The sequence below is a fragment of the Tsukamurella sp. DT100 genome (genome assembly GCF_049844855.1).
GTDB lineage: Bacteria > Actinomycetota > Actinomycetes > Mycobacteriales > Mycobacteriaceae > Tsukamurella.
Map to the genome: position 1 here is coordinate 54,638 of NZ_JBNCLV010000011.1, position 20,643 is coordinate 75,280.

The 20,643-nt window shown below is 66.2% G+C and carries 21 protein-coding genes; 15 read left to right on the forward strand and 6 right to left on the reverse strand.

The window, feature by feature from the left end:
* The first annotated feature begins 126 nt into the window (after positions 1 to 126).
* Entirely contained in the window at positions 127 to 942 is an 816-nt protein-coding gene (locus tag ACLQ3K_RS22680; protein WP_426001733.1) for an alpha/beta fold hydrolase, read from the forward strand.
* Between the two features lie 11 nt (positions 943 to 953).
* Here ACLQ3K_RS22680 and ACLQ3K_RS22685 read toward each other — a convergent pair whose 3' ends face one another.
* Genes ACLQ3K_RS22685 through ACLQ3K_RS22700 form a run of 4 tightly spaced genes read right to left on the reverse strand, consistent with a single transcriptional unit; the run spans position 954 to position 3,376 of the window.
* Complete coding sequence (locus ACLQ3K_RS22685; RefSeq protein ID WP_426001734.1) at positions 954 to 1,856, reverse strand: alpha/beta hydrolase; 903 nt, start codon at positions 1,854 to 1,856, stop codon at positions 954 to 956.
* A gap of 50 nt (positions 1,857 to 1,906) precedes the next feature.
* Positions 1,907 to 2,329, reverse strand: a complete 423-nt coding sequence (gene arr / locus ACLQ3K_RS22690) for an NAD(+)--rifampin ADP-ribosyltransferase (RefSeq protein WP_426001735.1) — start codon at positions 2,327 to 2,329, stop codon at positions 1,907 to 1,909.
* Positions 2,326 to 2,826: a DUF1648 domain-containing protein gene (locus ACLQ3K_RS22695; RefSeq protein ID WP_426001736.1), complete on the reverse strand. Its 501-nt coding sequence runs from the start codon at positions 2,824 to 2,826 to the stop codon at positions 2,326 to 2,328. Before ACLQ3K_RS22695 ends, arr begins: the two co-directional genes overlap by 4 nt.
* Positions 2,827 to 2,836: 10 nt before the next feature.
* Complete coding sequence (locus ACLQ3K_RS22700; RefSeq protein WP_426001737.1) at positions 2,837 to 3,376, reverse strand: DUF1648 domain-containing protein; 540 nt, start codon at positions 3,374 to 3,376, stop codon at positions 2,837 to 2,839.
* A gap of 93 nt (positions 3,377 to 3,469) precedes the next feature.
* Here ACLQ3K_RS22700 and ACLQ3K_RS22705 point away from each other — a divergent pair, with 93 nt between their 5' ends.
* Genes ACLQ3K_RS22705 through ACLQ3K_RS22735 form a run of 7 tightly spaced genes read left to right on the forward strand, consistent with a single transcriptional unit; the run spans position 3,470 to position 10,724 of the window.
* Positions 3,470 to 3,907, forward strand: coding sequence for an OsmC family protein (locus ACLQ3K_RS22705; protein WP_426001738.1), 438 nt, complete (start codon positions 3,470 to 3,472; stop codon positions 3,905 to 3,907).
* Positions 3,908 to 3,931: 24 nt separating this feature from the next.
* A complete protein-coding gene (locus ACLQ3K_RS22710) occupies positions 3,932 to 4,192 on the forward strand; it encodes an acylphosphatase (protein ID WP_426001872.1) in 261 nt (86 codons plus the stop codon).
* Positions 4,193 to 4,195: 3 nt separating this feature from the next.
* The gene (locus tag ACLQ3K_RS22715) at positions 4,196 to 5,026 is read left to right on the forward strand and encodes a hypothetical protein (RefSeq protein WP_426001740.1); all 831 of its coding nucleotides are present in this window, start codon (positions 4,196 to 4,198) and stop codon (positions 5,024 to 5,026) included.
* Complete coding sequence (locus ACLQ3K_RS22720) at positions 5,026 to 6,231, forward strand: glutathionylspermidine synthase family protein (RefSeq protein ID WP_336670644.1); 1,206 nt, start codon at positions 5,026 to 5,028, stop codon at positions 6,229 to 6,231. Before ACLQ3K_RS22715 ends, ACLQ3K_RS22720 begins: the two co-directional genes overlap by 1 nt.
* Positions 6,228 to 6,686, forward strand: a complete 459-nt coding sequence (locus ACLQ3K_RS22725; protein ID WP_224646175.1) for a DUF350 domain-containing protein — start codon at positions 6,228 to 6,230, stop codon at positions 6,684 to 6,686. Before ACLQ3K_RS22720 ends, ACLQ3K_RS22725 begins: the two co-directional genes overlap by 4 nt.
* A gap of 25 nt (positions 6,687 to 6,711) precedes the next feature.
* The gene (gene smc, locus ACLQ3K_RS22730) at positions 6,712 to 10,296 is read left to right on the forward strand and encodes a chromosome segregation protein SMC (protein ID WP_426001741.1); all 3,585 of its coding nucleotides are present in this window, start codon (positions 6,712 to 6,714) and stop codon (positions 10,294 to 10,296) included.
* A 29-nt stretch (positions 10,297 to 10,325) separates the two neighbouring features.
* Positions 10,326 to 10,724, forward strand: coding sequence for a hypothetical protein (locus ACLQ3K_RS22735; RefSeq protein ID WP_426001742.1), 399 nt, complete (start codon positions 10,326 to 10,328; stop codon positions 10,722 to 10,724).
* Here ACLQ3K_RS22735 and ACLQ3K_RS22740 read toward each other — a convergent pair.
* Positions 10,721 to 11,152, reverse strand: coding sequence for a (deoxy)nucleoside triphosphate pyrophosphohydrolase (locus ACLQ3K_RS22740; protein ID WP_426001743.1), 432 nt, complete (start codon positions 11,150 to 11,152; stop codon positions 10,721 to 10,723). The genes ACLQ3K_RS22735 and ACLQ3K_RS22740 overlap by 4 nt on opposite strands.
* 59 nt (positions 11,153 to 11,211) lie before the next feature.
* Between ACLQ3K_RS22740 and ACLQ3K_RS22745 the strand changes: the two genes are divergently transcribed.
* The 7 genes from ACLQ3K_RS22745 (at position 11,212) to ACLQ3K_RS22775 (ending at position 19,937) form a co-directional block, all read left to right on the forward strand.
* Positions 11,212 to 14,298: a DUF3427 domain-containing protein gene (locus ACLQ3K_RS22745; protein WP_426001744.1), complete on the forward strand. Its 3,087-nt coding sequence runs from the start codon at positions 11,212 to 11,214 to the stop codon at positions 14,296 to 14,298.
* Between the two features lie 281 nt (positions 14,299 to 14,579).
* Positions 14,580 to 14,783 (forward strand): helix-turn-helix domain-containing protein, encoded by a 204-nt coding sequence (locus tag ACLQ3K_RS22750; protein WP_426001745.1) that lies wholly within the window; start codon positions 14,580 to 14,582, stop codon positions 14,781 to 14,783.
* 81 nt (positions 14,784 to 14,864) lie between these two features.
* A complete protein-coding gene (locus tag ACLQ3K_RS22755) occupies positions 14,865 to 16,373 on the forward strand; it encodes a hypothetical protein (protein ID WP_426001746.1) in 1,509 nt (502 codons plus the stop codon).
* Between the two features lie 23 nt (positions 16,374 to 16,396).
* A complete protein-coding gene (locus ACLQ3K_RS22760; RefSeq protein ID WP_426001873.1) occupies positions 16,397 to 17,266 on the forward strand; it encodes a DNA adenine methylase in 870 nt (289 codons plus the stop codon).
* A gap of 108 nt (positions 17,267 to 17,374) precedes the next feature.
* On the forward strand, positions 17,375 to 18,817 hold the full coding sequence (gene gndA, locus ACLQ3K_RS22765; protein WP_426001747.1) for an NADP-dependent phosphogluconate dehydrogenase: 1,443 nt from the start codon (positions 17,375 to 17,377) through the stop codon (positions 18,815 to 18,817).
* Positions 18,818 to 18,955: 138 nt separating this feature from the next.
* Positions 18,956 to 19,336, forward strand: a complete 381-nt coding sequence (locus tag ACLQ3K_RS22770) for a hypothetical protein (RefSeq protein WP_426001748.1) — start codon at positions 18,956 to 18,958, stop codon at positions 19,334 to 19,336.
* A 1-nt stretch (position 19,337) separates the two neighbouring features.
* Positions 19,338 to 19,937 (forward strand): DUF3558 domain-containing protein, encoded by a 600-nt coding sequence (locus ACLQ3K_RS22775; RefSeq protein ID WP_336670637.1) that lies wholly within the window; start codon positions 19,338 to 19,340, stop codon positions 19,935 to 19,937.
* A 7-nt stretch (positions 19,938 to 19,944) separates the two neighbouring features.
* Here ACLQ3K_RS22775 and ACLQ3K_RS22780 read toward each other — a convergent pair whose 3' ends face one another.
* Complete coding sequence (locus ACLQ3K_RS22780; protein WP_426001749.1) at positions 19,945 to 20,619, reverse strand: TetR/AcrR family transcriptional regulator; 675 nt, start codon at positions 20,617 to 20,619, stop codon at positions 19,945 to 19,947.
* Positions 20,620 to 20,643 lie beyond the last annotated feature (24 nt).

Here is a 20,643-nt window from a genome sequence, read left to right on the forward strand (position 1 = left end):
TGCACTCTGAGCTAGTAATCAAGTTTGACTAGACCAGGCGCTCAGCCAACGCCACCACCGGTGCCAAGCCCGGAACTCCCGATGCTCCGACGCTGACGACCGCGCATCGATAAGAGGAGAGAAGCAATGAACGAGATGACACTTCGTGTGACGTCCGTCGACGGTACGAGAATCGCCTACGACCGGAAAGGCGCTGGCCCGGCGGTGATCCTCGTCGGCGGCACCCTGGACGACGGCGCTGAGAACGCGCCGCTGGCCAGGTCCCTCGCCGACCGTTTCACGGTCTACAACTACGCACGACGCGGCCGGGGAGCCAGCGGCGATGCGTCGCCGTACGCACTCGCGCGTGAGGTGGAAGACCTCGACGCGCTGATTGCGACGGCCGGCGGCTCAGCTCATGTGTACGGCTCGTCATCTGGCGGTGCTCTCGTGCTGGAGGCAGCTGCGGCAGGGTCGGCGATCGACAAGATCGCGGTGTGGGATGTGCCGTACGCGATCGGAGACGACCTGCGGCCGAGGTTCGACCAGTACCTCGCGGACACCCGCGAGGCGGACGAAGCCGGCCGGGATGAGGAGCTCCTGGAACTGTTCATGACATTGACCGGCGGACCCGACGCGGACATCGCGGCCAGCAAGCAACACCCGCTCTGGACCTCGTCCGTCGTGCTCGCCCACACGCTCGTCAAGGACGCCGTGGTCCTCAATGACTACACGATCCCTACTGACCGACTCGCCCGCATCACGCAGTCGGTCCTGGTTACCACCGAGGGGTCGATCACCCAGCCCCAGCTGGCGGGCATGCCGACCGACTTCTTCGTCCGCGCCGCGAGCGCGATAGCCGCTGTCATCCCTCAGGCCGGACAACACACGCTGGACGGGCAGGGACACGTCGTCGCCCCTGAATCCATGGCCCGTGTGCTGACGACGTTCTTCACGCAGTGAGTGGGCCTGGCTTAGGCGCGCAGCCATGCGTCGACGGCAGCGGTGGCACTGCGACCCACTGGCGTGGGATGGTTCGAGAAGCCGTGTGGCACATCCGGATAGATGCGAAGATCCACGTCGTTACCTGCGGCCGCCAGCCTCGCCGCCATGAGCAGACTGTCGGGGAGAAGGACGTCGTCGCTGCCGACGGTCAGCAACGTCGGCGGCAACCCCTGGAGGTCGCCGTACGCGGGTGACACATCGGGATCGGTGCGGTCCTCCACCTCGCCGACGTACGCCTCGACGAAGTAGTCGTCGACGACAGCGGCCCCTGACGGATTGAGTCTGGTCAGGTCGTAGGTCCCGGCCTCCAGCACCGCTCCGCGGAAAGCGTCGCCGCGTCCTCCTGCCCGCAACCGCAGCAGGACGCATGCCGCCAGCGTCGCTCCCGCCGAGAAGCCGCTGATGAAGAGCCTGTCCGTTCCGAAGCGCTCTGACGCGCGTTCGATGAGCCACTCGGCGGCTGCGCAGCAGTCGTCCGGGGCTGCCGGCCACGGGTGCTCCGGCGCGAGACGGTAGTCGACGCTGACCACCGCGAGCCCTGTGGCATCCGCACGACGAGCGTTCCGCTCGTCGTCGGCGACCGCCGAGCTCATGTAGAACCCGCCGCCGGGGCAATGCAGTAGAACGCCGACGGCCGGACGCTGCTGCGGCTCGATGATTCGGATCGGTACGGCGTGCCCGGCGAGATCCGCAGACTCGGCTTCGGCGCGAACGGAACCGGCGAACCGCAGGTTTCGTTCGTGTCGGACCGCGATCAGCTCGTCGTAGCCCGCGATCGCCGAGCCACGAGGCCTTGCCGCGTAGAACTCGCGTGTGAGCGCCGCGTCGGTGGCCGATACCGATTCGACGAGGCCGTTCAGCGCGAAATCCATACCTCAGGCCCGCCGGCCTGAGGGCCGGTTCTCGCGGGACCCGGAGGTGATCAATTGATGATCTCGCCGCGGTCGGCGGGTGCCTTGGAGACGATCGTGTCGCGCCACATCTGCAGGGCCTCGGGGGTGAGCCGGGTCCAGTCGGTCACCTCGGCGACGACGCGCAGCGGCTCGGTGCTGCGGTAGGAACGTGTCGGATTCCCGGGGAACTTCTTGTCGGTGACGTTGGGGTCGTCCTCGAAGGCGCCGGTGGGCTCGATCTCGTAGACGCGAGGGGCGGCGCCGTCGGACTTGAGCTCGGAGGCGAGTTCCGCGGCGAGCCCGGCACCGTCGCGCAGGGCGGTGAAGTAGATGTGGTTCATGACCACGTCGGGGCGGTAGTTCGAGACGAAGCCCGCGCTGAGCAGGTCGCCGGGCTGGAGGTCTGCGGTGGTTCCGTGGAAGAAGGGGCCGGTTTCCGTGGAGGCACTCATGCGGCCAGGTTATCCGCCGGCGGCCGGGCCAGCCGCCACGACAGGTGACCGCTGCCCACGGCGATGACCGCGAAGACGGCCCAGATGCCGATGCCGAGAATCGGATTCCCCTCGGGCCTGACGATGGCGCCGGTCACCGACACGGCCAGAAGGAGGAGCACCGCGGTCCCGACCGTGAGCACGTACCGCTGCAGGAGGGCGTCGAGGCCGGGGCGATGCACGGGATCGAGCCAGTACGCGCGGGCCGCGGGCGGAAGGTTGATGAGGCCGTCCGGGAGGGCGGACGTGCAGGCGGCGAGGACGCCGAACAGCGCCGCGAGGGCTGCCGCAGAGACGGCCAAGATTCCGACCGCCGAACCACGGGGACTCCAGGAGTCAGCTGTCCCACCGGCGCCCCAGTGCGTGGGGAAGGGGGCGGGGCCGGACGTCGCGGCCCAGGCGAGCGAGGCGCCGCAGAGCAGGACCGCGGCGACGAAGATCCACCATCGAGGCCGCATGCGGATGACGTTACCTCGACGAACGATCTCCGGTGCGACCCGGGCGGACGCCCCGCGACGTCGTCGTCGACCGCTTCGGCGGGTGGGTGAGCAGCCAGATCAGGTAGCCGATCGAGCCCACGAGCGCGACGAGGAAGAGGATGACGAGCGTCGACTTCGCGGCGGTCTCCGCGGGGTCGATGACCGTCACCACGAACGTTGCGCCCTGCAGGACGAGGAAGAGGCCACCCGCCCAGAGCAGGAACCCGGAGACGATGTCGTCGAACGCGGGCCGGTGCTCGGGGGACAGCCAATAGTCGCGCCGCGGCGTGTTGATGATCGAGGTCGGGATCCGCGGCGCGATCAGTGCGAGCACCGCGATCAGGACGGCGACGCCCGCCGCGATGCCCGCGTGCAGTGACACCGCCTCGGCGCGCGGGGTCCACGAGTCCGGCTGTCCGGACAGGCCGAAATGCGTGGGGAACGGGTCCGGTCCGGAGACCGCCGCCCACGAGGCGGCGGCCGCGTACGCGAGGACTGTTCCGAGGAACGACCACCACCGCGCACGCATGTTCACAACGCTACCGGTCTCCCGCCGATAGGGACGGCCGAGCCCGGCCCTCCGAGCGCTGGTCGCGGACGGTGCTGCCGTAGATTGGGGCATATGGCCGACGACACGAACGCGCAGGCACCGTCCACCGAACTCTGGGTCGAGCGCACCGGCGTGCGCCGCTACACCGGGCGCAGCTCGCGCGGCGCCGAGGTGCTGGTCGGCTCGGCGGACGTGGAGGGCGTGTTCACCCCCGGTGAGCTGCTCAAGATCGCCCTCGCCGCGTGCAGCGGCATGTCGACCGACCACGTGCTGGCCCGCCGCCTGGGGGAGGACTACGACGCCACCGTCCGGGTCTCCGGCGACGCCGACCGGCAGAACGAGGTCTACCCCGAACTCAACGAGGTCCTCGAGCTCGACCTGTCCGAGCTCGACGAGGCCGCCCAGGAACGGCTGATCACCGTGGCCCGCCGCGCCGTCGACCAGGTGTGCACCGTCGGCCGCACGCTCAAGGCCGGCACGACGGTCAATCTCGACATCACCTCGGGGTAGCGCGTGCCCGATGGTCAGGCCCGGATGACGGCGTGGGTGCACGGTCACGTGCAGGGCGTCGGGTTCCGGTACTGGACGAAGACTCAGGCCCTGGAACTGGGCCTGCTCGGTTACGCTGCGAATCAGCCGGACAGACGTGTGCGGGTCGTGGTCGAGGGAGACCGCTCCGCATGCGACACTCTGCTGCAACGCCTGTGGTCAAGGGATACTCCGGGCAGGGTCGATCTGGTCGTGGAACTGTTCGGGCCCGCGCGAGGCGGGCTCCCGTCGTTCGAGGAGAGGTGAGGCATGCAGCCGCCCATCCCTGAGAACCGCCCGGTGGGCGACATCCCCGGGCCGGAGTCGAACTACATGCCCGTCCCAGGGATGCCGCCGGAGCTGCATCTCCCGGACACGGGGGAGGCCCCGCGCCGGCCCGGTCGGATGCGGCAGCAGGACGAGAACACGCAGGCCCGCCCGGAGACGGTGGGCGAGGCCCGCGCCCGGCAGCGGGCCCAGCGCCAGCGCGCCGAGGACGAGCAGCGCGAGGCCGCCGAAGCCGCCGCCGCGGCCGCGAAGAAGAGCCGCCGCCGTAAGCAGATGATCGGCGCCGGGGTCGGCGTCGGCGTGGTGGGCGCGATCGCGCTCCTCTACGTCGCGATCCCGGACAACGACAACACCCAGAACGTGAACACGCAGACGGCGTATTGCACCGTCGACGGCGATCAGGTTGTCTCCGACGACTACTGCTCGCGGGGCACGTACAACCCGGTGACCGGCTTCATCTTTCTCAACGGCATGAGCTACCGGTACAACTACGGCGGCAACTACAACAACGGCCGCATCACCGGCGGCAGCTACGACCGGCCCGCCAACACCGCCTTCCGCACCTCCTCGGGCGCCGCGGTGGACCCGGCCAAGACCACCTCCTTCGGCACCAACGGCCAGACGAACGCGGCGAGCAAACCCGCGCCGCCCGCCGCCGGCTCGCGGACCGGGTCGAGGAGCGGCTCGGGCAGCGGGAACACCAACGCCGGCAGCAACAGCGGGTCCAGCGGCAAGAACATCGATCGCGGCGGCCTGGGCACCTCCAGCAAGGGCGGGAGCTCCAAGGGCGGCTCCGGATCGAGCGGCTCCTAGTGCGGCGCATGCGGGGAACGCCCCGCGCGGGCTGGCAGCGGACCGTCGAATCGCAGGGCCTGGTGTTCGGCACCCCCGCGCGCGACGGTGCCGGCGACAGCCGGAACTACTGGGACGAGTCCGTGTTCTACGAGTTCGACATGGACGAGGTGCTCGCCCTCGAGGCGCAGGTCGAGGTGCTGCACTCCATGTGCCTCAAGGCCGTCGAGAACGTCATCCTCACCGAGCGTTACGCCGACTTCGGCATCCCCGAGTGGGCGTGGGGCCCGATCGAGGAGTCGTGGAAGCGGCAGGACCCGCACGTCTACGGCCGGTTCGACCTGCGCTACGACGGCCGGCGGCCCGCGAAGCTGTTGGAGTACAACGCCGATACACCCACCTCGCTGCTGGAAGCCGCTGTGGTGCAGTGGTACTGGTTCCAGGACACCGCGCCGGACAAGCGCTCCTGGGACGAGGGCGGCTACGACCAGTGGAACTCCCTGCACGAGTCGCTCGTCGCGCGCTGGGGCGAGATCCGCAACGTGATCCCGGCGTCGGAGCTGCACTTCACCTGGTCCGGCGCGGATGCGACGGGCGAGGACCACGTGACCACCGGCTACCTGCAGGAGACGGCCGCCGAGGCCGGCTTCGACACCGTCGGCCTGCCCATCGAGGACATCGGCTGGGACCACGACCTCAAGACCTTCGTGGATCTCGAAGACGCCCCGATCAATTCGGTGTTCAAGCTCTACCCGTGGGAGTGGATCCTCGAGGACGACTTCGGCAAGCGGGTCGTCGAATCGATCCCCGCCACCACATGGATCGAGCCGCTGTGGAAGGCGATCCTCTCCAACAAGGCGATCCTCGCGGTGCTGTGGGAGATGTACCCCGACCACCCGAACCTGTTGCCCGCCTTCATCGACAGCCCCGGCTTCCTCACCGAGTACGTGAAGAAGCCCAAGCTCGGGCGCGAGGGCGCGAACCTCACGATCGTGGACGCGGGCCGTGAGACGGCCACCGGCGGCGTCTACGGCGCCGAGGGCTACGTGTACCAGATGTTCGACCCGCTGCCCGAGTTCGACGGCTACCGCCCCGTGATCGGCGCCTGGGTCGTCGGCGACGAGTCCGCCGGTATCGGCATCCGCGAGACCTCCGGACTCATCACCGACGACGGTGCCGCCTTCATCCCGCACCGCATCACTCCGAAAGGCACGACCGCATCATGAACACGACCCTCCTCGCCGCCGCAGACCTGGGCACCCTGGGCAAGGGCATCGGCGCGATCTGCTTGTACGCCCTCGTCGGCCTGCTGCTCATGGTGGTCGGCTTCTACGCCGTCGACCTCTCCACTCCCGGCAAGCTGCGCGACCTGGTGAAGGCCGGCAAGCCCAACGCCACCTACATCACGGGCGCGGGCATGCTCTCGATGGCGTTCATCATCGTCGTCGCGATCTACGCCAACTACACCGGCGGCGGCAACCTGCTGGACGGCGTCATCTACTCGCTGGTCTACGGCGTAGTCGGCATCATCGCGCAGATCGTCTCCGTGCGCGTCCTCGACCTGGTCACGGGCGTCGACATGGAGGAACTCATGTACTCCGAGGTCTTCCTGCCGCAGGCCCGCGTCATCGCCGCGTCGCACGTCGCGCTCGGTCTGATAGTGGCGATGGCCGTCCTCTGACGGTCACCGCCTAAACTGGCGTTTCGTGTATCTCAAGTCGCTGACACTGAAGGGCTTCAAGTCCTTCGCTTCGGCGACCACTCTGCGCCTCGAACCGGGCATCACCTGCGTCGTCGGGCCCAACGGCTCGGGTAAGTCGAACATCCTCGACGCGCTGCGCTGGGTGATGGGCGAGCAGGGCGCCAAGGGCCTGCGTGGCGGCAAGATGGAGGACGTCATCTTCGCCGGCACCTCCGGCCGCGCGCCGCTGGGCCGTGCCGAGGTCACGCTCACCATCGACAATTCCGACGGTGCGCTGCCCATCGACTACTCCGAGGTCTCCATCACGCGGCGCATGTTCCGCGACGGCGCCGGCGAGTACGAGATCAACGGCACCAAGTGCCGCCTCATGGACGTGCAGGAGCTGCTCTCGGACTCCGGCATCGGCCGCGAGATGCACGTCATCGTCGGCCAGGGCCAGCTCGCGGCGATCCTCGAGTCCAAGCCCGAGGAACGTCGCGCCTTCATCGAGGAGGCGGCCGGCGTGCTCAAGCACCGTCGCCGCAAGGAGAAGGCGGTCCGCAAGCTCGACTCCATGCAGGCCAATCTCGCCCGCCTCACCGACCTCACGACGGAGCTGCGCCGCCAGCTCAAGCCGCTGGGGCGGCAGGCCGAGGTCGCCCGTCGGGCGCAGACGATCCAGGCCGACCTCCGCGACGCCCGGCTCCGTCTGGCCGCCGACGACCTGGTGCGCCGGCGCGCGGAGCTGGCCGATCAGAGCGGTAACGAGGCGGCGGTGCGTGAGGAGCAGAATCTCGTCGCGGGCCAGTTGGACGAGGCGAACGCGCTGGTCGCGGAGCACTCCGAGGCCGTGGCCGAGCTCGACCCCGCGGTGAAGGCCGCGGGCGAAGGCTGGTTCTCGCTGTCCGCGCTCGCCGAGCGCGTCTCGTCGACGGAGCGCATCGCCTCCGAGCGCGCCCGCCTGCTGTCCGAGCCCGTGCAGCACGCTCCTGGCCGCGACCCCGACGAGCTGGAGGCCGAGGCCGAGCGCGTCGCCGAGGAGGAGGCCGAGCTCATGGAGGCCCTCGAGGAGGCCGCCATGATCCTCGAGGAGGCCACCGAGGAGCTCGCGTCGCGCGAGGAGTCCGCCCGGGACGCGGAGAAGGCGCACATGGCTGCGGTCGCGGCGATCGCGGACCGTCGGGAAGGGCTCGCGCGCCTGGCCGGCCAGGTCGAGACGCTGCGGACCCGCGCCGAGTCCGTGGAGGCGGAGTCCGGGCGGCTCACCGCCGCCATCGCCGAGGCGGTGGAGCGCGCCGAGGCCGCAGAGGCCGAGTTCGAGCAGGTCCAGGGGCAGATCGCCGAGCTCGACGCCTCCGAGGCCTCGCTCGACGAGCACCACGAACGCAGCGTCGCGGCCTACAACGCCGCCAGCGCGCGGGTGGAGGAGCTGCGCGCGTCGGAGCGGGAGGCCGAGCAGAAGGTGGCCTCGCTCGTCGCGCGCATCGAGGCGCTGTCGATGAATCTGGACCGGGGCGACGGTGCCGCCTGGATCGCCGAGCACGTGGACGGTGTGACGGCCGCCGTGTCGTCGCGGCTCTCCATCCGTGCGGGCCACGAGAAGGCCGTCGCCGTCGCGCTCGGACCGGTGGCGGAGGCCGTCGCGGCGGGCTCTGTCGATGCGGCCGTGACGGCAGTTGCTCGGCTGCGCGAGGCCGACGGGGGCCGGGCGGCCGTCGTCGTCGAGGGCGTCGCGCCCGGCACGGTGCCCACGGGCCCCCTGCCCGACGGTGCCGTCTGGGCTGTGTCGTGCGTGACCGCCCCGCCCTCGTTGGAGGGTGCCGTGACGGCGGCGCTGGCCGGACACGTGCTGGTTTCGTCCGTCGACGACGCCCTGGCGGTGGTCGCCGCGCGGCCCGAACTGCGGGCCGTCACCTCCGACGGTGATGTCATCTCCCACGGGGTGCTGACCGGCGGCTCTGCGGCGCGGCAGTCGACGTTGGAGGTGCAGAAGTCGATCGACGCCGCCGAGGCGACGCTGGGGGAGACCCGGCGGTCGGTGGAGTCGCTGTCGGCCGCTCTGGCCGGCGCTGTCGAGGAACTGGCATCGCGGCGCGAGGTGACGGAGTCGGCGCTGGCGGCGCTGCACGAGTCGGACGCGCAGCTCGGCGCGATCTACGAGCAGCTGGCTCGACTGGGGCAGGCCGCGCGGAGCGCGCGCGACGAGGCCGAGCGCTTGGTGGCGCAGCGAACCCGGATCGAGGGCTCGCGGGACGAGACCCGGACCGCGCTGGTGGAGCACGAGGAACGCCTGCGGCTGGCCGAGGCGTTGCCCGACGATTCCGTGTCCGTCGGGACGGAGGAGCGCGATCTCGCGGCTTCGGCTCTGTCGGCGGCGCGTTCGGTGGAGATGGAGGCGCGCCTGGCCCGCCGGACCGCCGAGGAGCGTGCGGCCGGCGTGCGGGGCAAGGCCGAGGGGCTTCGACGGGCCGCGGCTGCCGAGCGGGCCGCGCGGGAGCGGGCGGAGGCGGCGGCTGCTGCGCGTCTGTCGGCGGCGGCGGTGGCTTCGTCGGTGGCGGAGGGCGCCGCGCTGGTGACCTCGCGGTTGGGACGCGCGGTGTCGAGGGCTGCTGCGCACCGTGATGCGCTGGAGGCATCACGCGCGCAGCGCGCCGGCGCCCTGGACGTCGCCCGGCAGGAGGCGACGTCGTTGACCGCGCGGTTGGCCCAGCTCACCGATGCCGTGCACCGCGACGAGGTGGCGCGTGCGCAGGCGGCGCTGCGGATCGAGCAGCTCGAGGAGCAGGTGGTGGCGTCGTTCGCGATGTCGCCGGACGATCTGGTCGCCGAGTATGGGCCGGAGGTGCCGCTGCCCCCGTCCGCTCTGGAGTTGGAGGAGTACGAGGCGGCGCGCGAGCGCGGCGAGACGGTGGTGAAGCCACAGGGTCTCCCGTTCGACCGGGCGGTGCAGGAGCGCCGGCTCAAGCTCGCGGAGAAGGACCTCGCAACACTCGGGCGGGTGAACCCGCTGGCGCTGGAGGAGTTCGCGGCGCTGGAGGAGCGCTACAACTTCCTCTCGACCCAGCTCGAGGACGTGAAGTCGGCCCGCGAGGACCTGCTGAGCGTGGTCGAGGAGGTGGACGCCAAGATCCTGCAGGTGTTCACCGAGGCCTGGGTGGACGTGGAGCGCGAGTTCGTCGAGGTGTTCAAGACCCTGTTCCCGGGCGGTGAGGGCAAGCTGATCCTCACCGAGCCGGGCGACATGCTGACCACGGGCATCGACGTCGAGGCGCGTCCGCCGGGCAAGAAGGTGAAGCGGCTGTCGCTGCTCTCCGGCGGCGAGAAGTCCCTCACCGCCGTTGCCATGCTGGTCGCCATCTTCCGAGCCCGGCCCTCACCCTTCTACGTGATGGACGAGGTCGAGGCCGCCCTGGACGACACCAACCTGCGCCGCCTGATCTCGCTGTTCGAGCAGCTGCGCGACAAGAGCCAGCTCATCGTGATCACGCACCAGAAGCCGACGATGGAGGTCGCCGACGCGCTGTACGGCGTGTCGATGCGGGGGGACGGCATCACCCAGGTCATCTCCCAGCGGATTCGTGGCCAGGAGCTGGGCGCGCTGCCGGTGTGAGAGCGAGCCTGTTCAGGCAGTATGAAACCGTGACCATGGGTGACAAAATCGGGCGCGTCCAGTCGCGGCTGGATGAACGCGTGGAGGTGTTTGTGGACACACGAGCGGTTCTCGACCGGGAGTTGGATCGAGCATTCGGCCTTGCCCCTGGCCCGGCGAAGGAACGCGAGATCAACCGGCTCGTTGTGGATCTGATTGCAGGGTTGGTGAGAGAGGCGTCGCCTGACGCCCGCGCGATTTGGTTCGACTGGAACCAAGACGGGTTGTGCATCACAGCGATTCGCGATGGGAGGGGCGATCCATGCATCGAACACGATGAGGTCGGCGAGCACCTCTCGGTCTACGCGAGCAACATCCGCGATACCAGATACGCGCCGCAGCTCGCCGCAGTCCGCGGTATCCACGGCCCCTTTATCCTCCAGGTCTAAGTAGCCCAGGTCGTAAGGCGTTCTTGGATAGTTTCGATCGCGCCTGCGTCTGAGGGCAACCAAGCGATGGATCCAAGGTCGCTGGGTGCCATCCAGCGCAACTCGTCGTGGGAGTCGCCCGGCGCGAGCTTTCCGTGCGCGACGGCTGCGAAGTAGAGCCGCATCTCGTACTTGTCCGAGATTGGCCATGCGCCTGATGCATGGGGTACTTCGGGACCGACAGAGATGGTCGCACTGAGCTCTTCGCGGATCTCGCGGACGAGCGCAGCCTCGGGCGTCTCACCTACTTCGGTCTTGCCACCGGGGAACTCCCAGAGGCCGGCGAGCGCCACTGGGCTTGTGCGCCGCGCAGCGAAAACTCTGGTTGGCTGTTCCAGGTCGTCCACGATGATCGCGCCAACGACGAGCCGCGGAGCGTCAGAGTGCATGCCAGCGATTCTGGCACCTTTGCCCGTTCATGTCAGAGGGAGGTGCCAGACTGGCGCCCATGGACGAGGGGATCTACGAGTCGCTGCACACAGCGGACCTTCGGGATCGGATCAAAGCGACGGGCTTGCAAAGCGATACGCGCGCGGTAGAGAAGGCCGACCAGCCGCACGTGCTCGCTCGTCACGTGGCGAGCATCGTGGAGCGTGCGATCGCGGGGGAGAAGGACGAGTCGGAGCGGATAAAGCTCGCGAACAGTCTGCTGGCTGTGGCGGGCGACTTGGACAGCCCGATTCTCGATCCGGCGACCCAGCTTGCGCGCCTCTATCAGTTGCCTGCGCCCGGCGTTGTCGATCGGACCTCAACTCGGCCCGAGACGCCGCTCTCCGAGGTTGCCCTGCTGACGAACAGCGGCAGAGGAGAGCCCTCCATCGGTCACGAACTGAAGGCGGAGATTGCCTCTGCTGACCGTGTCGACCTGCTCTGCGCGTTCATCAAGTGGAGCGGGGTCAGGCTCCTCGAGACCGAGCTGCAGGCGCTCGCAGAGGCCGGCAAACCGTTCCGGGTCATTACTACGACCTACCTCGGCTCCACAGAGCGCAAGACCCTCGATCGACTGGCTGAGAAGTATGGCGCTGAGGTGCGAGTGCAGTACGACGCTCTGCGTACGCGACTTCACGCCAAGGCGTGGATGTTCCACCGTGACTCGGGATTCGACACGGCGTACATCGGGTCGTCGAATCTTTCCAACGTCGCACTGGTCGACGGAGTCGAGTGGAACGTGCGTCTGTCGAAGGTCGCGACTCCCAGCTTGCTGAACAAGTTCCGGGCGACGTTTGAGACCTACTGGAGCGAAGACCCCGGATTCGAGGAGTACATCCCTGATCGGGACGGCGAGCGGCTCGATCGCGCTCTTCGCGAGGCCTCCGGCCTCACTTCCTCGGGCAACGTCACGATCAACGTGTCTGGCTTGGAGGTCCGGCCGTACCGGTACCAGCAGACGATGCTGGACGAGTTGCAGGCCGAGCGCGAAGTACACGACAGACATCGGAACCTCGTGGTGGCAGCGACGGGAACCGGAAAGACCGTCCTCGCGGCACTGGACTACCGACGTCTGATTCCGGCGAGCGGCAAGCGTCCGCGCCTGTTGTTTGTAGCGCACACTCGCGAAATTCTGGTTCAGGCACAGCGCACGTTCCGCGAGGTTCTGGCCGACGGAGCGTTCGGCGAGCTCTTGGTCAACGGCCAGCGGCCCCAGCGGTGGGACCACGTGTTCGCGAGCGTCCAATCTCTGAAGGAGGACACCCTCGACACGCTCGGAGCTGAACATTTCGAGGTAATCGTGGTCGACGAGTTTCACCACGGAGCGGCGCCCACCTACCGGAGCCTGGTTGACCACTTCTCACCTCAAGAGTTGGTGGGTCTGACTGCGACCCCGGAACGCGCTGACGGCCTCGATGTGCGCGAGTATTTCGGCGGCCGAATCGCCACTGAGCTCCGTCTCTGGGATGCGCTTGGCGCCGAGCTCCTTTGCCCCTTTCATTACTTCGGCATAGCCGACGGTACGGATCTGACCGCGATCGCGTGGAAAGCCGGAAAGTACGATCAGACTGCACTTGGGCAGCTGTACACCGGCAACGACGCCCGCGTGCGGATGGTTCTGAAGGCAATCCAGGACAAGCTGGCTGACCCGGCTCAGATGCGTGCGCTGGGCTTCTGCGTCTCGATCGAGCATGCCCAGTACATGGCCGACAAGTTCACTGAGGCCGGCATACCGTCAGTGATGGTGTCAGGGAAGACCAGCGACGATGCGCGCAGGCAGGCGCTCTCCGACCTGCGTGACCGTCGCATCAACGCGATCTTCTCTGTCGATGTGTTCAACGAGGGCCTGGACATCAAGGAAGTCGACACCGTCCTCATGCTCCGCCCGACTGAGAGCGCCACAATCTTCCTTCAGCAGTTGGGTCGGGGGCTCCGGCGCACGCCAGACAAGGCCGTGTTGACGGTCCTCGACTTCGTCGGTCATCAGCGCGAGGAGTTCCGCTGGGACAAGCGCCTCCGCGCCTTGACCGGCATTTCACGAGGCAAACTGGTCAAGGAAGTCGAATATGCCTTTCCCTACCTGCCGTCTGGATGCCGTATCGAGCTGGACCGCCATACACAGGCGTTCGTCCTCGAGAACGTGAAACGCCAGCTCAACCTCCGTCGGCCCCAGCTCGTCGCCGAGGTCCGCTCTGCGGGCGAGGACACTCTGGCAGGCTTCCTCGAAGCGACCGGGATCGACCTCGCCTCTGTGATCAAGGGCGACCGCTCGTGGACCGGTCTTTGCCGCGAGGCCGGCATCGACCTGGCATACCCGCCGGGGCCGCGCGAGAAAGAACTGCTCCGACGTAGTCAGGTGTTCGCTCACGTAGACGATGAAGTTCGGGTCAATGGGTACAGGCGAATCATCGCAGATGACACCCCATACGACGACATGAGCGAGACTGACCAGATACTTGCGAAGATGCTGCTCTTCACGATCTGGCCCAACGGTGGCAGGCCGGCGTTCGCAAGCTACGACGAAGGCTTGGATGCACTCCGCGAAGAGAAGGCGGCGACGAGCGAGTTCCTCGAGATCATGGATCTGGCGCACGACACGTCCAGACGCGTCACGTACCCGCTAGAAGGAGAGCTTGCCGGTCTGCCGCTTCGCGTACATGCGCGGTATTCGCGGGAGGAGATCCTCGCGGGTCTGGGGCAGGCATCACTGTCAGATCGGCCCGGAACCTTCGTTGCGGGTGTGAAGTGGATCCCGGCGCGAAACATCGATGCTCTGTTTGTCAATCTCGTGAAGACTGACGACACGTTTTCGCCGACCACGATGTACCGCGACTACCCGATTAGTAGAGACGAGTTCCATTGGGAGTCGCAGACTAGGACAGCCATTGAATCGGCGGCCGGGCGGCGCTATATTGAAGGAAGTAGTATTGTTCTACTATTTGTTCGTGTCGACAAAATTGGTGGGTGCGGCGCCGAACCCTACATCTTTCTTGGCGTTGCCCAATGCATACGTCACGAAGGTGAGCGTCCTATTGCTATCACATGGGCGCTTGATCGCCCCATGACGGCTGAGTACTTTCAAAGCGCATCGAACGCAAACGCGTAAGTGATTCGTGCAAAAAGAATGCTACCAGATCGCCGACGATCGAACCCGCTCGGCCCGACAGCGCAGAGCATCAGACAGAAGGTCGATGTGCCCGCGCCCGTGCCATCCTTGTCAGCGCCCGAACAGTCGCGCAGAACCCGCAAGGCTGGAAGAACGGCCCAGAAACTCGCGTGGTCTGACTCCGCGAATGTAGCGAGACATCGCTGCAGCCGAGCAGATGGGGTGGACGGGGCAACTCTGCTATCGTGAAGATGCGGCCCGTTCAAGGAGGCTATGGGAAGATGACGGATGAGCAGGAAGTTCTTACGGCGGATGAAGCAGCGTCGCTGTTGCGCGTCTCTACCAAGACCGTGCTTGCTCTCGCACGCGCGGGAGCTCTTCCTGGGGAGAAGGTCGGAAGGGCATGGCGCTTCGTAAGAAGCGATGTCCTCGACTACGTCCGGGGTGCAGGAACACAGAGAGGGGGCGAGTTGCATGACGACTGACTTGCTGTGCTTGTTGTCCGGTGCATGTTCCGAGCCGGGGCTGGGCGCATGCTAGATACATCGCTGTGGCCGATAGCCGAGTTGGACGTCCTGAAGGAGGTCTATCTTGATCCAAAGAACGTTCGCCTTGAGACAGTCGATGCCAAGGTTGAAGCCGACATCATTGAGGACCTGTTCGTCAACGAGGATGCCTTGGGACTAGTTGAAGGCATCTGCAAGATCGGCTACTTGACGCACGAGACGCCTGTGGTTCTCAAGCGCCGTGGTAGGTATGTCATGGTCGAGGGGAACCGTCGTCTTGCGGCTCTCAAAGCTATTCAGAATCCCATGTTGGTGCCGGATTTTCAAGCCAGGATCGCCGCGTACGCGTCCGCGCTACCGGACCGATCTCGCCTTGCGAAGGTGCGAGTCATGGTTGCGCCCAACCAGACTGTGGCCGATCAACTCATTGCGGCCATTCATACAGGCAATCTCAGGAAGCCTTGGAGTCCGAGCAGGCAGGCGGCCTTCTTTCAAGCGCAGATCGATTCGGGGAGGAAGCTGAGCGACCTACTGATTCGCTATCCGACAATTGACGTCCGCAAGTTTGTATTCCGTGCCCACGTCATCAATCTCTTCAAGTCGGTCAGGTACGACGATGCTGAGCTTCAAGACTTCCTTGCAACCAAAAAATGGGCACGAGGCCTATCAACCTTGGCTCGAATCTACGAATCCAAGGACTTTCTAGCGCTCACCGGGCTCGCGATGGACGCGCGCGGAAATATCTCGAAGGGCGTCTCCGATGCCACCTTCAAGGAGATGGCCACGGTCATCGTGCGAGGTATGTACGAGGAGAATATCAACACTCGCAGCTTGAACTCTGTCAGTAGTCCGCGCTATACGCAGTTGATGAAGGAACTTCGTCAGATCGTGGCGGACGCCAACGACCCCACGCCGCCCGCCGATGGCGCAGGCTCGACCCCAGGCCCCACGTCGAGTGGGAGCTCAGCTCCAGGAGGAGCTTCGCCTGGTGGTGGCGGAAGGCCATCCGGCACTGCCGGAGCCGGCTCGGGAGGAACAACGGGAACGGGTAGCGGAGCCGCGAGCTCTGCTCCGACGGCTAAGCCGCCAGCGAAGAAGCCTCCAACCTCCAAGAAGAAGAAGCCGCGCAATCTGGACCTAGGCCAGGTCACGCCCCCGGACGCATACCCGGAGGCATTGAAGCTCCTCCTGGGAGAGCTCTCGGAAGTTGATGTCCAGAAGTTCCCGAACGGCACCTTCCTAATGACCCGCGCTGTCCTGGAGAAGTCTATCAAGGCGTTCGCCGAGGCGAAATCTGTCGATATCAAAGCGACGGGCAACAGTCAGAACGGACGGGTGCAACTTAGTCATGCCCTGAAGTGGCTTCTCGACTACGTAAAGACACACGGGCCAACCTTTCTGATTCAGGTAATCGAGGGGGTGCGGACCGGAAAGCTCGTTGTCTATACCAACTCGGGCGACTCGTTGAACGCGATAAACCACAATCACCATTTCATGGTCGATGCCGACCAAGCGTTCTCAATGTGGGCCTCGATTGATTCGTTGATGAGATACCTGATGAAGCCATGAGTGCGCCAAACGTCAGAGTATCCATGCGACGACCACGGGTCTCACCGCTCAGGTATCCAGGCGGTAAGTCTGCGCTGTACTCGCGCCTACGTAGGCTCATACGGGACATGGACCTTGCCGGATGCACCTATGTGGAGCCCTATGCGGGAGGTGTCGGTGCGGGGCTCGGATTGCTGGTAACAGGTCAAGTGGAACGCGTTGTTATTAACGACCTTGACCCCGCAATTTATGCGTTTTGGTCGACAGTTCAGCGTGAGTCCGGATGGCTTATCGATAAAATTCACAAGGTTGAACTCGGGGTCGCGGAATGGAGGCGACAACGGGAGATATACGCCGCCGCCGACACGTCCCAGCTTGCAGAACTCGGATTTGCTACCTTCTACCTCAATCGCACCAATAGATCGGGCGTCCTTAACGGCGGGCCTATCGGTGGCCTCGACCAGTCCGGCAATTATAAGATCGACGCTCGGTTCAATCGCGAAGGGCTGGCGGAGAGAATTAGAATCCTGTCACTATACTCGGATAGTATTGTTGCTACCTCGCGTGACGGCATAGATGTAATCCATGAATACGCGAAACGTGACGATGCCTTTATCTATGCAGACCCGCCATACTTTGAGAAGGCCGGTTCCCTGTACCTCAACGCCTTCGCGCCAGCAGACCATGAGTCTTTGGCGCGAGTCCTCAACGAGCATGCTGGCCGGCCTTGGCTTCTTACCTACGACAACGTCTCCAAGGTTGCTGACCTGTACGGGAGCCGGAGGAGGCGTGAGTTCGAGTTGAATTATTCTGCCCATCGAGTGGGAAAGGCCACTGAGATCGCTGTCCTTTCGGACGTATTGCCGGAGATCGGTGAAGGGTGGAATCTCTTGCCCGGCACCGCCGCCGATTGACCCCGACGAATCGCGAACCGCGAGACGTAGCATCGGACACCGTCGGGCGTGGGGACGTAACGTAGGGGTCGAGTGTGAACCACCATGAGGAAGAGGGACGAGCAAGCGATGAGCAGCAACGACGCCAAGGCGAACATCGGAGTGGTGGGGATGGCGGTGATGGGCTCCAACCTGGCCCGCAACCTGGCGTCCCGGGAGGGCAACACCGTCGCGATCTACAACCGCTCGCCGGAGAAGACGCACGAGGTCGCCAAGAACCACCCCGAGGCGAACTTCGTTGCCAGCGACACCATCGATGAGTTCGTCGCCAGCCTCGCGAAGCCGCGCACCGCGATCATCATGGTGCAGGCGGGTGCGGGCACGGACGCGGTGATCGAGCAGCTCAAGGAGCGGTTCGAGCCGGGAGACATCATCGTCGACGGCGGAAACGCGAACTTCCACGACACCATCGCCCGTGAGGCGAAGATCGCGCCGACGGGCATCCACTTCGTCGGCGCCGGCATCTCCGGCGGCGAGGAGGGCGCGCTCAAGGGGCCGTCGATCATGCCCGGCGGCACCGCCGAGTCCTACAAGACGCTCGGCCCGATCCTCGCGTCGATCGCCGCGGTCGCGGAGGGGGAGGCCTGCGTGACCCACGTCGGCACCGACGGCGCCGGCCACTTCGTCAAGATGATCCACAACGGCATCGAGTACGCCGACATGGAGCTCATCGGCGAGGCCTACGACCTGCTGCGCAACGTCGCCGGCTACACGCCCGCCCAGATCTCGGGCCTGTTCGCCACGTGGAACGAGGGGCCGCTCAACAGCTACCTCATCGAGATCACCATCGACATCCTCAAGCATGTCGACGCGGAGACGGGCAAGCCCTTCGTCGACATCGTCACCGACCAGGCCGGCAGCAAGGGCACAGGCGTCTGGACCGTGCAGACCGCCCTCGACCTGGGCGTGCCGGTCGGCGGCGTCGCCGAGGCCGTGTTCGGCCGTGCGGTCTCGTCCAAGCGAGCGCAGCGCGACGCGGTCCGCGCGCTCGGCATCGAGCGGCCCACGGCGCCGCGGGTCGACGATTCCTTCGTCGACGACGTCGCCAAGGCCCTCTACGCCTCCAAGATCGTCGCCTACGCCCAGGGCTTCGACGCGATCATCGCCGGCGCGGAGAAGTACGGCTGGAACATCGACAAGGGCGCCGTCGCCAAGATCTGGCGCGGCGGCTGCATCATCCGCGCCCAGTTCCTCAACGTGCTCGCCGACGCCTACGCCGAGAACCCCAACCTCAACACCCTGCTCGAGGCCCCGTACTTCGCGCAGGCCATCCGCGACGGCGAGGAGGCGTGGCGCCGCGTCGTCATCACCGCCACACAGGCCGCCGTGCCGGTCCCGGGCTTCGCGACGGCGCTGAGCTACTTCGACTCGCTCAACGTCGACCGCCTGCCCGCCGCGCTGGTTCAGGGTCAGCGCGACTTCTTCGGCGCTCACACCTATAAGCGCGTCGACAAGCCGGGCACCTTCCACACCCTGTGGTCCGGCGATCGCAGCGAGGTCAAGACGGACTGATTTCAACGTGAGGAGGGGTGTGGCCGCATCGGCCGCGCCCCTTCTCTGTTCGGTGGACGAGTTGGGAACCGATCGCCGAGCTGGTGCGTCCAATTGATGAGGGCGCGTGCTCGCCTGCCGGTGACGATCGGAGGAATCATGGGGAGTCCCGAAGCGGACAAGATCCGCGACGAGGCGCAGCAGCGCATCGCCGACCGTCCGAACATGGTGCTCAAGGGGGACCCGATCGAGGAGCTCGCGAAGGCACACGAACGGCACGCGGAGAGGCTCGAGACGATCATTGAATCTCTTGGCTGGGTCGGTCGCAACAACTACCTCGGAGACACTGTGGAGGGGCGCGCAGCGACTCACAACACCGGGGTTGCCGTGCACGATCATGAGCACTCGGTGGTGCAGAATTTTACTCGCGAGCTCGGTGAAGCGCGGACCATCGCTGCGGCGCTGCGGCAGATTGCGAAGGACATCGGGAGCACGGAACTCAGGAACGTTGAAGGTATCGGTGCGGTGAGGTTGGACTGAAGTGGGACTGCGGTGGTGCCTGTGCCTGGTAGCTTCGTCGCTACTCTTTGGGGGATGCGCGGTTTCGGTTGGTGGTGAGGCGGTTCCCGGAGAGAGCATCGAGTCGCCCTCTGCCCCGATGTCCGCTCGGCCATTGCCGTTCACACCTGAATTTTCTGGTAGGACTAACGACAGAAATGACGGCACCAGCTTCGAGCCGTGTACCGCATACTCGGACGACGAGATGCGGGCTCTCGGCGCAGATCCCGGCACGTTGAAAGATGCCGCAATATCCGTGTCGCCCAACTTTCGTGGATGTTGGTGGCAGTCCCCCGATCGCGTCGCGTTCTTCAGTCAAACTCTGGGCAATGAGAAGTCGCTCGACATCTACAAGGTCAAACAGAGCTATCGGCCGTGGCAGCCTGATCGAATTATCAACGGGCGCCGAGTGATTGTCACCACCGAGCGCGACACGGGCTGTTTCGCGTCCTTCATGTCGGAGGATGCAATCGTGCACTCGAGCTACCGAATTGGCAGTGCTGGCAAGCCTTCTGCGGGTCTCGTGGCAGAGTGCAACAAGGCGATCGAGTGGGCGACGCTGGCGATCTCGAAGGCGCCGTGATCAGCGGCTACGTCAATACCCGCTGAATCGCCCGACAGATCGCGTCCACCACATCACCGTCGTCGAACGCGGCCCCGGAACCACCGCCCGCACCTGCGCCGACGGCACCGTCGGACCGCAGGCCGATCACGGACTCCACGAGCCGGAACGGCAGGAGCGTGCGCGGGTCACCGTCGTCGCCCAGAACAGCGGTGGCCAGAGAACGGTAATGCGAGGCCAGCTCCGCCCGGTCGGCGCGGAACTCGGCGAACTCGTCGGCCGCCAGCTCGGGCAGGTGATACAGAGCCCCAAGGTTGTACCGCGCCGCCAGCAACTGCCCGGCATCGGACCGGGCCAACGTCAGTAGGCGCTCCAGAGGCGAACCGTCGGCGGAAACCACGGAGCGTGCGAGCGCGAGCGGCGCCTGCACCGTCGCCTCCAACAACGCGGTCAGGATCTCGCCCTTGGTGGGGAAGTAGTGGTACAGCGAGGCCTGCCGGATGCCCACGGCCTCGGCGATCTGCCGCGTCGAGGTGGCCGCGTACCCGCGCTGGGTGAACAGCTCGGCCGCGGCGTCGAGGATCTCCTCGACGGCGGTGGCGCCGGGCCGGCGGGGGTCGTTCGCACGCGGACGACCCCGCCTACCTGCGGTTTCCGCCCCGCCGCCGGCTCCACCGCCGGCCCCGCCATTCGCCTCCGTCACAGCGGCCAGGCTACCTGCCACGAA

Coding starts and splice junctions, on each gene's coding strand:
- ACLQ3K_RS22715 (WP_426001740.1), top strand. CDS start 4,196: ATGCAGCCGCCCATCCCTGAGAACCGCCCGGTGGGCGACATCCCCGGG.
- ACLQ3K_RS22770 (WP_426001748.1), top strand. CDS start 18,956: ATGGGGAGTCCCGAAGCGGACAAGATCCGCGACGAGGCGCAGCAGCGC.
- ACLQ3K_RS22705 (WP_426001738.1), top strand. CDS start 3,470: ATGGCCGACGACACGAACGCGCAGGCACCGTCCACCGAACTCTGGGTC.
- ACLQ3K_RS22740 (WP_426001743.1), bottom strand. CDS start 11,152: ATGCACTCTGACGCTCCGCGGCTCGTCGTTGGCGCGATCATCGTGGAC.
- ACLQ3K_RS22750 (WP_426001745.1), top strand. CDS start 14,580: ATGACGGATGAGCAGGAAGTTCTTACGGCGGATGAAGCAGCGTCGCTG.
- ACLQ3K_RS22680 (WP_426001733.1), top strand. CDS start 127: ATGAACGAGATGACACTTCGTGTGACGTCCGTCGACGGTACGAGAATC.
- ACLQ3K_RS22695 (WP_426001736.1), bottom strand. CDS start 2,826: ATGCGGCCTCGATGGTGGATCTTCGTCGCCGCGGTCCTGCTCTGCGGC.
- ACLQ3K_RS22700 (WP_426001737.1), bottom strand. CDS start 3,376: ATGCGTGCGCGGTGGTGGTCGTTCCTCGGAACAGTCCTCGCGTACGCG.
- ACLQ3K_RS22685 (WP_426001734.1), bottom strand. CDS start 1,856: ATGGATTTCGCGCTGAACGGCCTCGTCGAATCGGTATCGGCCACCGAC.
- ACLQ3K_RS22760 (WP_426001873.1), top strand. CDS start 16,397: ATGCGACGACCACGGGTCTCACCGCTCAGGTATCCAGGCGGTAAGTCT.
- gndA (WP_426001747.1), top strand. CDS start 17,375: ATGAGCAGCAACGACGCCAAGGCGAACATCGGAGTGGTGGGGATGGCG.
- ACLQ3K_RS22745 (WP_426001744.1), top strand. CDS start 11,212: ATGGACGAGGGGATCTACGAGTCGCTGCACACAGCGGACCTTCGGGAT.
- ACLQ3K_RS22710 (WP_426001872.1), top strand. CDS start 3,932: ATGACGGCGTGGGTGCACGGTCACGTGCAGGGCGTCGGGTTCCGGTAC.
- arr (WP_426001735.1), bottom strand. CDS start 2,329: ATGAGTGCCTCCACGGAAACCGGCCCCTTCTTCCACGGAACCACCGCA.
- ACLQ3K_RS22725 (WP_224646175.1), top strand. CDS start 6,228: ATGAACACGACCCTCCTCGCCGCCGCAGACCTGGGCACCCTGGGCAAG.